8 protein-coding genes and 2 pseudogenes are annotated in these 14,002 nt (G+C 64.0%); 5 read left to right on the top strand and 5 right to left on the bottom strand.

Features of this window, described 5'->3' with window-relative positions; translation table 11 throughout:
• The first annotated feature begins 204 nt into the window (after positions 1 to 204).
• The 4 genes from glnA to OKW43_RS25910 all read left to right on the top strand — a co-directional run bounded on the left by glnA (position 205) and on the right by OKW43_RS25910 (position 6,804).
• Entirely contained in the window at positions 205 to 1,620 is a 1,416-nt protein-coding gene (glnA, locus tag OKW43_RS25925; RefSeq protein WP_187638020.1) for a type I glutamate--ammonia ligase, read from the top strand.
• Positions 1,621 to 1,819: 199 nt separating this feature from the next.
• Positions 1,820 to 2,959, top strand: coding sequence for a nitrogen regulation protein NR(II) (gene glnL, locus OKW43_RS25920; RefSeq protein WP_187638021.1), 1,140 nt, complete (start codon positions 1,820 to 1,822; stop codon positions 2,957 to 2,959).
• Positions 2,960 to 3,006: 47 nt separating this feature from the next.
• Entirely contained in the window at positions 3,007 to 4,545 is a 1,539-nt protein-coding gene (gene ntrC / locus OKW43_RS25915; RefSeq protein WP_429450602.1) for a nitrogen regulation protein NR(I), read from the top strand.
• Positions 4,546 to 4,686: 141 nt separating this feature from the next.
• Complete coding sequence (locus OKW43_RS25910) at positions 4,687 to 6,804, top strand: prolyl oligopeptidase family serine peptidase (RefSeq protein WP_429450600.1); 2,118 nt, start codon at positions 4,687 to 4,689, stop codon at positions 6,802 to 6,804.
• 43 nt (positions 6,805 to 6,847) lie between these two features.
• Here OKW43_RS25910 and xth read toward each other — a convergent pair whose 3' ends face one another.
• Positions 6,848 to 7,624 (bottom strand): exodeoxyribonuclease III, encoded by a 777-nt coding sequence (gene xth, locus OKW43_RS25905; RefSeq protein ID WP_187638024.1) that lies wholly within the window; start codon positions 7,622 to 7,624, stop codon positions 6,848 to 6,850.
• Between the two features lie 453 nt (positions 7,625 to 8,077).
• Here xth and OKW43_RS25900 point away from each other — a divergent pair.
• Positions 8,078 to 8,218: pseudogene (locus OKW43_RS25900) on the top strand (LysR family transcriptional regulator); the annotation flags it as partial.
• An 87-nt stretch (positions 8,219 to 8,305) separates the two neighbouring features.
• Here the strand turns inward: OKW43_RS25900 and OKW43_RS25895 are convergent.
• The 4 genes and pseudogenes from OKW43_RS25895 to OKW43_RS25880 all read right to left on the bottom strand — a co-directional run bounded on the left by OKW43_RS25895 (position 8,306) and on the right by OKW43_RS25880 (position 13,959).
• Positions 8,306 to 11,005, bottom strand: a complete 2,700-nt coding sequence (locus tag OKW43_RS25895; RefSeq protein WP_429450598.1) for a CoA-binding protein — start codon at positions 11,003 to 11,005, stop codon at positions 8,306 to 8,308.
• Between the two features lie 10 nt (positions 11,006 to 11,015).
• Positions 11,016 to 12,314 carry an ATP citrate lyase citrate-binding domain-containing protein gene (locus OKW43_RS25890; RefSeq protein ID WP_429450596.1) on the bottom strand — a complete coding sequence of 433 codons (1,299 nt, stop codon included), beginning with the start codon at positions 12,312 to 12,314 and terminating at the stop codon, positions 11,016 to 11,018.
• A gap of 118 nt (positions 12,315 to 12,432) precedes the next feature.
• A pseudogene (locus OKW43_RS25885) lies at positions 12,433 to 12,820 on the bottom strand (MFS transporter); the annotation flags it as partial.
• Between the two features lie 41 nt (positions 12,821 to 12,861).
• The gene (locus OKW43_RS25880; RefSeq protein ID WP_429450594.1) at positions 12,862 to 13,959 is read right to left on the bottom strand and encodes a YncE family protein; all 1,098 of its coding nucleotides are present in this window, start codon (positions 13,957 to 13,959) and stop codon (positions 12,862 to 12,864) included.
• Between the last annotated feature and the right edge of the window lie 43 nt (positions 13,960 to 14,002).

The following is a 14,002-nucleotide window of genomic DNA, read 5'->3' as shown; positions in this document are numbered from 1 at the left end:
CCCGCAATCGTAAGCGCAGCAACGGGTGTGCGTGGATTGGCAGATTCGATAGTAGGTGGCACACTATCTGCTTTATTGGTGCCGATCGATTTGTCCCGGCAGAATGTTCCGCCCTGCGACGCCGTTTGAGTGGACGTGCCGGGACGGGTCAGCTAGATTGGGCGGCGGCTGAACCCGCCGAATTCGTTAATCAGGAGATAGGTTATGAGTAAATCCGTGGCCGACGTCATTCAACTCGTCAAAGACGAAGACGTCAAGTTTGTCGACTTCCGTTTCACCGACACGCGCGGCAAGGAGCAACACGTTTCGGTGCCGGTGTCGGCATTCGATGAAGACAAGTTCGAAAGCGGCCATGCGTTTGACGGTTCGTCGATTGCCGGCTGGAAGGGCATCGAAGCATCGGACATGTTGCTGGTCCCGGACGCGAACACGGCGTTCATCGACCCGTTCTACGAAGAATCGACCCTCGTGCTGACCTGCGACGTCGTCGAACCGGCTGACGGCAAGGGCTACGAACGCGACCCGCGCTCGCTCGCGAAGCGCGCCGAAGCGTACCTGAAGAACTCGGGCCTCGGCGACACCGCGTACTTCGGTCCGGAACCGGAATTCTTCATTTTCGATTCGGTCCAGTGGAGCACGGACCAGTCGGGCTGCTTCATCAAGATCGGTTCGGAAGAAGCACCGTGGTCGTCGGCGAAGGAATTCGAAGGCGGCAACACCGGCCACCGTCCGGGCACCAAGGGCGGCTACTTCCCGGTCGCGCCGGTCGACTCGTTCCAGGACATCCGCTCGGAAATGTGTCTGCTGCTCGAACAGATCGGCATTCCGGTCGAAGTGCACCACCACGAAGTGGCGGGTCAGGGCCAGAACGAAATCGGCACCAAGTTCTCGACGCTCGTGCAGCGCGCCGACTGGCTCCAGCAGATGAAGTACGTCATCCACAACGTCGCGCACACGTACGGCAAGACGGCGACGTTCATGCCGAAGCCGGTCGTCGGCGATAACGGTTCGGGCATGCACGTTCACCAGTCGATCTGGAAGGACGGCCAGAACCTGTTCGCGGGCAACGGCTACGCAGGTCTGTCGGAATTCGCGCTGTTCTACATTGGCGGCATCATCAAGCACGCTCGCGCGCTGAACGCGATCACGAACCCGGGTACGAACTCGTACAAGCGTCTCGTGCCGCACTTCGAAGCACCGGTCAAGCTCGCTTACTCGGCTCGCAACCGTTCGGCATCGATCCGTATTCCGCACGTGTCGAGCCCGAAGGGCCGCCGTATCGAAACGCGTTTCCCGGATCCGCTGGCGAATCCGTACCTGTGCTTCTCTGCGCTGATGATGGCGGGTCTGGACGGCGTGCAGAACAAGATTCACCCGGGCGAAGCCGCCGACAAGAACCTGTACGACCTGCCGCCGGAAGAGGATGCAAAGATCCCGACCGTGTGCGCGGGACTCGACCAGGCTCTCGACTCGCTCGACGCGGACCGCGAGTTCCTGACGCGCGGCGGCGTGTTCACGGATGCGATGCTCGACGCGTACATCGAACTGAAGACGACGGAACTGCAGCGTTATCGTCAGTCGGTGCACCCGATCGAATTCGAAATGTACTACTCGCTGTAAGCGGCCATGGCGCTTCGCCCTTCACCCGGCGAAGCGCTTTGCCCGACGCTCGCGATCGGTCACGAAGGGACGGCGGCGCCGTCCCTTTTTTGTTAGGCCGCACGTACGGCCGGTCGCGCGCGGGCAATATGCCATTCGGCCAGGCATAAAAAAGCAGCACGCCTGATTTACCACCATTTCCTACCGGCCAGACTGCAAGATGGTTCTGAAGAATCTGATCAAGGCAAGGAAAGGACACGAACAGACGCTGTCGGACGACATGCAGCTCGTGAGTTCCGGCTTGCTGCCCGGCTTCGAGGCGCTGCCGACCGTCGTGCTGGTGCTCGACAAGCGCACGCTGCGCGTCGCGTTCGCGAATCCGTCGGCGGAGTCGATGCTCGCGATGTCGCGCAGGCAACTCACGCAGATGGCGTGGCCAGACATCTTTTCGAACGCGGACGAACTGGTCGCGACGATCACCGCGATTGCCGCGCACCGTTTTCATGCGACGCATCTGGACGCCGTGCTCGAGCGCCCGGGCCACGAGCCGCTGCACGCGCATGCGATCGTTGGCTTTCTGGAAAGCGCGCAGGACTACGTGTTGCTCGAACTGTTCGAGAACGAGCGGCATCTGCGCACCGACCGCGAAGAGCGCATCAACGACCTGACGGCGGTCAACAAGCATCTGATCCGCAATCTCGCGCACGAAATCAAGAATCCGCTCGGCGGCATTCGCGGCGCCGCCCAGCTGCTCGAGTTCGAACTCGGCGAGCGTGAGCGCGACGAGTTGCGCGAGTACACCCAGGTCATCATCAAGGAATCGGACCGGCTGCAGACGCTGGTCGACCGCCTGCTCGAACCGCACCGGCATCCGCACATCGTCGGCGACGTGAATATTCACGAGGTGTGCGAGCGCGTGCGTCAGCTGATTCTCGCGGAGTTTCCGCGCGGCCTGACGATCGAGCGCGACTACGACGTCAGCGTGCCGGATCTGCGCGGCGACAAGGAGCAGCTCATCCAGGCGCTGCTGAACATCGTGCGCAATGCCGCCGAGGCGTTGCGCGAGCGGATTTCGCGGGGCGATGCGCGCATCGAACTGCGCACGCGCATCGCGCGCAAAGTCACCATTTCGAAACGCCTGTGCAAGCTGGCACTGGACTTGCATATCATCGACAACGGCCCAGGCATTCCCGATGAGATTCGCGACCGCATTTTCTATCCGCTCGTGTCGGGGCGCGAGGACGGCAGCGGTCTCGGTCTCACGCTAGCGCAGACCTTCGTGCAGCAGCACGATGGTCTGATCGAGGTGGACAGCCGGCCGGGCCATACCGAGTTTCAGATTCTGCTGCCGCTCGACTGATCGACTGATAGAGACCACAAGCACCTCAAGACTTCTGACCGAACTATATGAAGCCGATCTGGATAGTAGACGACGACCAATCAATTCGCTGGGTGCTCGAGAAAGCGCTGGCGCGCGAGAACCTCGCGACGCGCAGCTTCGCGAACGTACGCGAAGCGTCGGCCGCGCTCGATCACGACAGCCCGCAGGTGCTGGTTTCCGATATCCGCATGCCCGGCGGTTCCGGGCTGGAGCTGCTGCAAACCGTACGTGACAAGGTGCCGGGCTTGCCGGTCATCATCATGACCGCGTTCTCCGATCTCGATAGCGCGGTCGCGGCATTCCAGGGCGGCGCGTTCGAGTATCTCGCGAAGCCATTCGACGTCGACAAGGCCGTCGAGCTGATTCGCCGCGCGGTCGACGAAAGCATGCGGGGCGAGCAGACGTGGGATGAGCGCGTCGCCGAAGCGCCCGAGATGCTCGGTCAGGCGCCCGCGATGCAGGACATGTTTCGCGCGATTGGCCGCCTGTCGCATTCGGCGGCGACCGTGCTCATTACCGGCGAATCAGGCACCGGGAAGGAACTGGTCGCGCGTGCGTTGCACCGACATAGCCCACGCGCGAACGGTCCCTTCATCGCGTTGAACACGGCCGCGATTCCGAAAGATCTGCTCGAGTCCGAACTGTTCGGTCACGAGCGCGGCGCGTTCACCGGCGCGCAGGCGTTGCGCCAGGGACGCTTCGAGCAGGCCGAGAACGGCACGCTCTTTCTCGACGAAATCGGCGACATGCCGTTCGATCTGCAGACGCGCCTGTTGCGCGTGCTGTCGGACGGCCAGTTCTATCGCGTGGGCGGCCACAATCCGTTGCGCGCGAATGTGCGGGTGATCGCGGCGACGCACCAGAATCTCGAATCGCGCGTGCGGCAGGGGCTATTTCGCGAGGACCTGTATCACCGTCTGAACGTGATCCGTCTACGCTTGCCCGCGTTGCGCGAGCGCAGCGAGGACATCGCGCTGCTCACACGGCATTTCCTGCAGAAGAGCGCACGCGATCTCGGCGTCGAATCGAAGCGCGTGTCCGACGAGGCGCTCGCCTATCTCGCGTCGCTGCCGTTTCCGGGCAACGTACGGCAGCTCGAGAACCTCGCGAACTGGCTCACGGTGATGGCGCCCGCGCAGACGATCGAGATCAAGGATCTGCCGCCCGACCTCGGTCCCGCGCAGGTCGGCGCGAGCGAGCTCGGTGCCGGTGCCGCTATCAGCGCGACGGCGGACGCCACTGCGACGAACAACGTCGGATTCGCAGGTAGCGCGCCGCTCGCTGGCGTGAGCGGCGGTACGGTCGTGCATCCTGGGGCTGCGGCCGGTGTATCGGTCGCGACCGCGCTGAGCGCGTGGGAAGGCGGCTTGCGCACCGAGGTCGCGCGGATGCTGCGCGAGAACGCGGCCGACGTGATGGACGAGCTTGCGCGCCGCTTCGAAGCGGCCGTGATCCGCGAGGCGCTCGACTTCACCCGCGGCCGCAAAGTCGAGGCGGCCGAGCGGCTCGGCATCGGGCGCAATACGATTACGCGCAAGATTCAGGAACTCAATATCGAGCCTTGATGCGCTCGGGTCGAACGATGCTGGATGGCAGGCGAGGGCGGCTCAGGCCGCCTTCGTCGCTTTTGCACCGAGCCCCCGCACCAAACCGGCAATCGGCGCGCACAAGGCATAATCAACGCTGTTCCGATCCGACAGCCAACGATGCCTGCTTCTTCCGCTTCTCCCGCCACGTTCGAGTGGCCGCTTTCCCCCGATCCCTTCCTGTCGCTCGAAGCACTGGACGACGCTGACGCACTCGCGTGGGTCGACGCGCAGAATGCGCGCACACGCGCCGCGTGGTGCAGCGGCGCGTCGTTCGACACGCTCAGACGCCGGCTCGCCGATGCCTATCTGCCGCGCGAGCGTCCCGTGATTCCGGATCGCTGGAAAGACTGGGCCTACGATCTGTGGCAGGACGAGCGCAATCCACGCGGCATCTGGCGACGCACCGCGTGGGCCGCATGGCGCAGCGGCGTGCCGGTGTGGCAGAACCTGCTCGACTTCGACGCGCTCGGCGCGGCCGAAGGCACGCCGTGGGTGTGCGCCGATCTCGACATCCTTTATCCGGACGGCGACCGCGCGCTGATCACGATGTCGCCGGGCGGCTCCGACGCGCTCGTCGCGCGCGAGTTCGATCTCGACGCGCGGCGTTTCGTCGACGATGGCTTCGTGATTGCGAAGGCGGGCAAGCACACGGTGTCGTGGATCGATCGCGATACGCTGTACGTCGGCTGGGACAATGGGCGCAAGACGCTGACGCGTTCCGGCTATCCGCGCGACGTGCGGCGCTGGACGCGCGGCACCGCGCTCGCCGATGCGCCCGTCGTGTTCCGTGGCGAGTTTGGCGACATCGGCGTGGAAGCGCATTACGATCCGGTCGATCGCCGGCATACGGTGACGAGCAGTGTCGACTTTTTCGATTCCCACACGTATTACCTCGACGACGCTAGCGATGCCTGGCATCGTTACGAAGTGCCGCCGCACGTCGCGGTGGGGGCGTGGCAGGGTTGGCTGTTGCTCGAGCCGCGGCTCGACTGGGAATGCGAGTGGCACGGCAATCTCGCGCGCTATCCGGGCGGTGCGCTGCTCGCGATTCGCGAGGATGCGTTTTTGCGCGGTGAGCGCGACGTGACGCCGCTCTTCACGCCGACACCGCTGACCTCGGCCTGCGAGTGGTCGCATACACGCCATCATCTGATCGTGTCGTATCTCGACGACGTGCGCGGCAAGACCCTGATCTGGACGCCGTCGCAGCGCGAGGACAGCACATGGCGGTGGCGCGAGCGGGTGTTCGCGTCGCGCGACGATGCGCAGGTCGACGTGTCGCCGGTCGAGGCGACGCTGAACGACGAAGTGTTCGTCGACACCGACGATTATCTGCAACCGCCCGCCTATTGGCTCTCCGATCTCGCGCCTGAGGGGTCCGCCGAATGGGAGTTGCTCGACCGTTGGCCGACGCAGTTCGACGCGAGTCGCGTTGTCGTGACCCGCGGGCATGCGGTATCGGCCGATGGCACGCGCGTACCGTACACAGTGATCGGGCCCGGCGAAGCGTCGTCATCGCCGGGCGCTGAAAAACCGACGCGTCAATGTCTGCTGAGCGGCTACGGCGGCTTCGCGATTCCGCTGCTGCCGAGCTATCTAACGGGGCAGGGCATCGGCTGGCTCGAACGCGGCGGCGTGTATGTAGTCGCGCATATTCGCGGCGGCGGCGAGTTCGGCACGCGCTGGCACACGGCGGCGCAGGGCGAGCATCGCCAGCGCGCGTTCGATGATTTCATCGCGGTCGCCGAAGCGCTGATCGCGACCGGCGTGACGAGCGCCGCGCAGCTCGGCATTCAGGGCGGCAGCAACGGCGGTCTGCTGGTGGCCGCCTGCATGGTGCAGCGGCCGGAGCTATTCGGCGCGGTCGTGTGCGAGGTGCCGTTGCTCGATATGAGCCGCTATCACCTGTTGCATGCGGGCGCGTCGTGGATCGACGAATACGGCGACCCGGACGAACCCGATGAAGCGCGCGCGCTTGCCGCCTATTCGCCCTATCACAACCTCGCGGCGGGCGTCGCGTATCCGCCGGTGGTATTCACGACGTCGACCGCCGACGATCGCGTGCATCCCGGCCACGCGCGCAAAATGGCCGCGCGCATGCAGGCGCTGGGCGCGCAACAGGTGTGGTATCGGGAGAACACCGAAGGCGGACACGGCGGCTCCGATGAGCTGGAGCAGGCCGAGCATGATGCGATGGTATTCGGCTTCCTGTGGGGTGTGCTGGGCGGCGCTTGAAGCGATCCGCGGGCGAGGCAGCGCTGCCTCGCTGCGGGGTGGATCAACCGAGCTGCGCGAACACCGGCGCGTGATCGGAAGGCTGATCCCACTTGCGCGGCACCTTGTCGATGTCGCACGCCGAGCAGATGTCGGCCAATGCCTTCGACAGCAGGATGTGATCGATGCGCAGCCCCGCGTTGCGACGAAACGCCATCATCCGGTAGTCCCACCACGAATAGATTTTTTCCTGCTGCTCGAACTGGCGGAACGCGTCGAGCAGGCCGAGGCCGATCAGCCGCACGAACGCCGCGCGTTCCTCGGGCGACACGAGATTCTGACCTTCCCACGCCTTCGGATCGTGCACGTCGCGATCGTCGGGCGCGATGTTGTAGTCGCCGAGCAACGCGAACTTCGGATGCAGCGTCATCTCGGTGGCGAGCCAGTCGTGCAGCGCGTCGAGCCAGCGCAGCTTGTAGGCGAACTTGTCGGTGCCGGGCGCCTGGCCGTTCGGGAAATACGCGCAGACGATGCGCACGCCGTCGATGGTCGCCGCGATCACGCGCTGCTGCGGATCCTCGAAACCGGGGATGTTGCGCACGATGCTGCTTTCGTCGACGTTCAACCCTTCGCGCACCAGAATGCCGACACCGTTATAGGTTTTCTGACCCGCGTACCAGCTGCGATAGCCGACCGCCTCGAGCTCGGCGCGCGGAAATTTTTCGTCGGGGAGCTTGAGTTCCTGCAGGCACAGCACGTCCGTGCCGCTGCTCGCGAGCCAGTCGATCACGTGTTGCTGGCGGACCTTGAGGGAGTTGACGTTCCAGGTGGCGATTTTCATAAATGGCGTAATGTATTGATTTAAAACGAATATTGTATTTTATTCAGATAACAATATACGTATTGATATACGATCTGGGGTGTGGTGATTCATTTACTCAAGCCCTATGCCACGCCAGCCTGCCGGCGCAGACTAGCCACGTAATACCAAGGTGGTAGTGTAACGGGCTGGGCGCCTCGGCCGTCCGTTTGAAATTCAGAACGCCTGCTCCTGCCTGCTGCTGCGGCGCAGCCCGACTTGACTCCCACATCTCGAGCATGAATGGCCGCTTGGCCCGCCGAATACGGACGTTCGCAATTCGGTCCAGCAGCAACTGTCGGCGCTGTCCAACGTCGGTCCCGATGGGCACTTTGGCCTGCACCATCCACAATAGCCGCTGTACTACGCAGAGGATGGCCTGTGGGCGTCAACTTCGACCTGAATGATTTGCAGGCGTTTCGAGCCGTCGTATAGTTGGGCGGCTTCCGAAAGGCCGTCGAGGCGGTCAGCATCTTGTGGCCGGCGCTGAGCCGCCCTTTCGACAAGCTCGAGCACGCAATCCGCGTGCGGCATTTCGAGCGAACGTTGTCTTCGGAACGATCGATGTCCGCTGGTTATCAATGGACGCGGGGGAAAGCCCGCAACGGCCCTAAAGCACAGCAGCCACGTGGTTGCCTTGCCCCGCGCCGGTAAGACCCGTGCTCAGGCCACGAAGCGGCACTGGGACGCGGGCGTGCGCGTGTCCATGTTGCGTCCGCGGTTGAGGTGATCGTCGATTTCCGCCGCGCAGCCGAGCATGCGCGGATAAAGGAAGATCGTGAACGCGGCAGTCTCCAGATCGGACTCGCTCAATTCACCGCGTCGCAGCGGCTGCCACAGCATCTTCAGCAGCAATGCGGCGATCACCGCATCGACATTGACGCAATAGACGTTGCGCGAGACGCCTGCCTCGAACAACGCTTGCACCAGCTCGCGATAGAACGCATGGAACACGTTGTATTCCCCACGCTTTTCGCACAGGTCCGCAATGAACACCTCGCGCGGGTCGTGGTTGACCGGTCTGTCCTTGAACACCGGATGATTCACGCCCGGAAGCTTCGCGATGTCGAGGCTGCCCGCATGCTTCTGCCGCGCCTTGTACTGCGCGTATCGCTCGACGGAGCGCTCGGCGAGCGAGCGCAGGTCCACGCCGTGGCCGGGCTTCGACGGATCGTCCAGCGCGGTTTCCTTGAAAGCATCAATCAGGAACGCGATGCCCTCGTACCCGTTCCCGCCGTGCGTGTAGCCGGTATGCGAGAGAAAGCCGACAAGCGCCTTGTTGAGCTGCACGCGCTCGGGGCCTTCCGGACCGTCGGCGGATACCGCGCCCTTCGCCCCCTGCGCCGAGATCGCACCCGGACCGTTGGTGAGCAGCAGGCCGACGAGCGTTTTGAAGGCGAACAGGTCGTCGGGGCCGGGCCTCAGGTTGAGCAGCGCGGCGAAGCCGATTTCGGTGAGACAGCGCTCGTTCAGCAATTCGTCGGTGGAGAAGCCGCAGAAACCGTCCGGGCCATGCCGCGACGCATCGGCCGATGCACCGATGAGCGTCCCAAATAGCATGCTCCACCAGGGCAGGCTTTCGGCGGTCACGCGCGAGATACGCTTGCGCATCAGCGGGCCCCACGCCAGCGTCGTCGTGATCGCGGCCAGCACCGCGTCGCCGGTCGGGTGAGCGGGCTGCGACGTCAGCCAGCGGACGAACGCCGATTTCGCGCCGCGCGCGGCGAGTCCCGCGAGCATTGCTTCGGCGAGCGGATCGTGAGAGTCGGCGAAGCACTGTTCACAGCCGCTTGCGTCGATGCGTGCGACGTCGAAGGTTTCATTCAGCGCGTCGGCAAGACCAGCGGCCGCAAAACGATCGATCAGCCACTTGGTGACGTCCCGCGCCGCGCGCTGACGTTTCGGCCCGACGATCGACGCCGCAGCCGCGAGAATTGCATTCGGGGCGTTGTCCGCTTCGCGTGCTGCCTGCGCCGCCGCGAGTTCCGGCCTGCCGTGCAGATTGACGAATGCGGCGATCGCGACATCGATGAGTTTTTCGTCATTCTCGCCGCCGAATTCGTGCAGCAGGGCAAGGCCGACGTTCGCTTCGAGCGAACGCGTCGCGGCCTCCAGCATCGACGCGCCGTGCAGGCTGCTCACTTGCGTCTTCGCGTCCATCTGCGACGCGCCCGATGCGTCTTTGAGCGCCTGGCGCGGAGCGATCACGCCGATCTGGCGATTGACCTGATGGACCTGCTCGTTATACGGCGCAATAGCTTCCACGACCGGAATGGCGAGGCCGTCCGGCAGCGCGATGCCCTGATCGGAGCCGAACCACGGCTTGAGTGCGAGACTGCCCTCCGACTCGAAATCGGGCATCGTCGCGTTGGCGCGCATCACGGCGCTCAGCGCGGCCGGGATGTGCGCGATGTTCGTCACCACGGCACCCTTCGTCGAGCAGCATGGATCATCCGGCGTGAAGAGGCGCTCGACGCCGAACTTCTGCATGAACCAGCGTTCCTTGGCTTGCGCATCGTCGTTGCCGCCGGCCATCGCGCCGGCGTGACCGACTGCCCGCGTGAGGCGGCTCTTCCACCGTCCCACGACGCACGCGACGACTGGCTTCGTGAAGACCGCATCGGCCTCGTAATAGCCACCCGGTTCGCAGTAAAGTACCGCAGCCTTGCTGCGCACATCGTTGGCGAGTGCGAACGCGAATTCCGGCGCGGCATAGTGGATATAGACGTCCTTGCCGCTCGAGATGACCGTCGATGTGCCCCAGCCACCCATGCGCAGGTATTGCGCAATCGTCGTGCTGAAGCCGCCGGAGTTGGAGAAGATCGCGATCGAGCCCTTGCGCAACGAATCGTCAGGATTGTCGCCGCCGAGCGCTCCGCCGATCCTCACGCGATTCCACGAATCGGCGACGCCGAGCCCGTTCGCGCCGAAGATGTCGATGCCCGCCTGCTGGCCCATCGCGCGAATTTCGCGGGCGTCGTGGACCGCGATCTTTTCGGTGATGATGAAAATCTTCCGCAACTCGGGATTCACGCGAATCAGTTCAGCGACGCCGTCGCGGGCCGCGGACGGCGGCAGGTAAACGACGCCGCAGTTGAACCGGTGTCCCGCCTGCAGCCCCTCACGGACGTTGTTGTACACGGGGATATCGCCGGCCGGCGTCGCGAGCACTTGCCCGCCCTTGCCCGGCGCCGTGCCGAATACGACGTTACCGCCCGAGAATGCGTGACTCACGGGCGTCACGTCCGACGATTCACCGCCCAGGATATTGAGCACGCACACGCGATCCTCGCGCGTGGCGATCTGTGCGAGTGAGTCGACGCCAACGAAATACTTGAACGTATTGCTGCCTTGCTTGTACATGTCGATCTCCTCAGGCACGAGCCGTTTCGGTTTGCCTCGCCGACGCGCCGATCCTTGCAGCGATCTCGGCGCGGCCGCCGGCGCGCATCCAGGCGTCCGCCCGGCGTGCGTACTGAATCACTTCGCTGATGTCAGAGTCGAAGCCGAACAGCCGATAAGGCAGGCCCAGCGAGTCGCATGTGTCCCTCAGCGCCGACATGCCCCGCACGAGGTTCGGACCTCCACGGCCCAGCACGACATAGAGCGGCGTCGGTCCGTGCTCGCTGAAGTGCTCGCGCAGGGCGTCGGCCATGGCGCGCAGCGTCTCGTAGATGTCCGTGTTATTGGACTTGCCGCCGATGATGAAGAGCACGTTCGCCTGTTCGAGCCAGTGCCTGAAACAGATGCGCGCCACTTCCTTCATCTTCGCGTAAGGCGGATTGCCGCCGAAATCCGACGAGATGATCGCGGCGTCGCCCAGCATTTCGGTGACGAGCGAGTTGGCGCCGCCGCCGAAGGTCGGAGCGAGGATGGTTCCGTTATCGTTGATGACGTACACATCGCTCTGGCCCTGGTGGGTACGAAGCTGGTTGATCTCCTGCTCAAAATCCGAGTAATCGGCGGCGAACAGATGAGGCGGCAGGCCAAGACGCGCCCAGCGCGGATCGTCGCGATCGAAGCCGCACTTGAAGTCGCACGCAACCGGCGTAAGGCGACCGTGCCTGTCCTCGCGCATGCGGATCGGGTTCAACTCGAGCGTCGTCATGCCGAAGTCGTGAAAGAGTTCCCAGAGTTTCGGCAACTGCTGCACGAGCGGCGAAATGATCTCCTTCGGCGCGCCGATCTCGCTCAGTGCATTCGCTACGACGAACGCCTTCAGCCCGGTCAGCGCGTCGAACGGCACCATCGCCACCTGCTTCGGGTCGACCTCCTCGATGTCCATGCCGCCCACGTGCGAAAGCGTCATTGTCGGCGCGCGAAAGCGGGTGGAATCCGTGATCGAGAAGTAGACTTCGTGCGTGGCCGGCACACCGGCTTCGAAGGTGACGCCATTCGCCTTCGCCTTGATGTGGCCGACGGCATGCTCGGCGAAGTAGAGCCGCTCCTTTTCCGCGAGCGCGGTCTTCAGGTCGGTCGCGCGGCCAAGCAAACCTGCCTTGCCCTTCTTGCCGACTCCGCCCTTGAAGACGGGCTTGATGAAGATCTGGCGATGACGGTCGATCAGCGCCTTGACTTCCTCTTCGCTGGCGCTCGGACCCAGGATTTCGCTGGCCGGAAATCCGACGAATTGCAGCAGGCGCGCGCCGTGCAACATACCGGTGATTTGCATGGAAATGTCTCCTGAAGTTTAAGCAATGCACTTCGCCTGCTTACAAAACAGCACGTTGCGGGCGGACAGCGGTGAACCCAGTCGTGAGATGCCGGTTGGCCGGGACGCGGCGATCGGCGATCGCACAGCCAATGAAGAACGGAATACGCCAACCCACGCGCCGATCTCATTCGCCGTCATCCAGCTATTAACGAAATAGCCGAGCGCCGCTGCGACCACGATGGCGACCTGCTGGCTCGGCCTTTGCGGCTTGGGGACGCCATTTCCGCAAGGTACACCGAGACGCCGCCGAGCTCGGCGCCGGCCGAAAAGCCCTGCAGAAGTCGTCCCACCAACACCCGAGCAGGCGCGAGCATGCCGATCGTCGTACACCCCGGCACTCATGCAATGAGGATCGTGCCGCGCGCCATGATCGACAACGTCACGAGGAGCCCCTTACGGCGGCCGACTTCGTCGATGTACGCCCCAAGCTCGATGGCGCCGAGTGGTCGCATCAGGACCCCCGCGGATGTGGAGCTCTGGGATTTAGACGAGCTGTGGCAAGCAGTTACTTTCCGGCAGGCGTCTTCACGCCAGTGCCCGGCAACACATCGAAGCGCAGCAGCCTTCCGCCAGCGCCTGATTCGCCAGGCGAGACCGCGACATACAGGCAGTGGCGCGCAGGCACCAGAAGCGCCGTCTTGGCGCCCTTGGCCGTCGGCACGCGTGCGATTTCCTCGTAATGGCCGGGATCCTTCTGCTGGATCACGCCAAGATAGTCGTCGCCGGCCATGTAGATGCGTTGGTTGACTTCGTCGAAGATCACTTCGTTCGTGCGCTGGGGCGCGTCGAACGTCGCGATCGTGTTGCCGTTCGCGGCATTGAGCACAAGCAGCTTGAACGGCTTGCGCGTGCCGACAAACAGGCGTCGATGCGTCTCGTCGAATGCCATCGGCGCATTCAGTTCCGCGCCATGGATAGGCCAGTTCGCAATCACCTGGCGCGTCGCCTTGTCGACGACGGCGAGCGTGCTCTTGCCCGTCACGTTGACGAAGAGATGGTGGCCGCGCTGCTCGGCCGCCATCGCTTCGGTAAAGTCGGTGTCGAAATTCACGTCGCCGACGTGGCTGCCCGTGCGCGGATCGACCTCCGAGACGATCGTCTGCGTCATCTTCGGCTCGGCGTTTTTACCGCCCGTGACAATGTACATGTGACGGCGCGACGGGTCGTAGCGCATCGAGTCCGCACCGACGGTGAGCTGGATCGAACCGATGACGCGATAGCTCGTTCCGTCGACGATGCGCGTCATGCCGGCGCCGCTGTCGGTGACGATCAGACGGTTCAGGTCCGGCAGGTACAAGATGGCGTGGGGCTGGTCGAAACCCTTGACCGTGCGCAAATGCTTGCCGCTGCCGAGATCGAATACTTCGAGCGTGGCGCCGTCTTCGCCGGCGAGGAACAGCCGCCCGCCGTCAACGTCGGCGGCGAAGTGGTCGAAATCGCCTTTGTAGTCCGGCAGCGCCGTGCTGCCGATCAGCCGCAGAGGTGCGCCCGCCGGGCTGGCTGCATCGACCGAGGGCGCCGCCGCGTAGGCAGTGTGCGGCAGCGTCGCGCACAGGGCCGCGAGCGTCGTCAGAGAGACGATCGCGGAAATTCGCAAACGCATGGTCAGACTCCTGAATGGAGATGGCTCGTTGAATACAGCCTCG

It is taken from the genome of Paraburkholderia sp. WC7.3g (assembly GCF_050436345.1).
In the GTDB taxonomy this organism is placed as follows: domain Bacteria; phylum Pseudomonadota; class Gammaproteobacteria; order Burkholderiales; family Burkholderiaceae; genus Paraburkholderia; species Paraburkholderia podalyriae.
The sequence above is the reverse complement of the archived record's forward strand: the minus strand, read 5'-3'. Positions and strand labels throughout refer to the sequence as shown.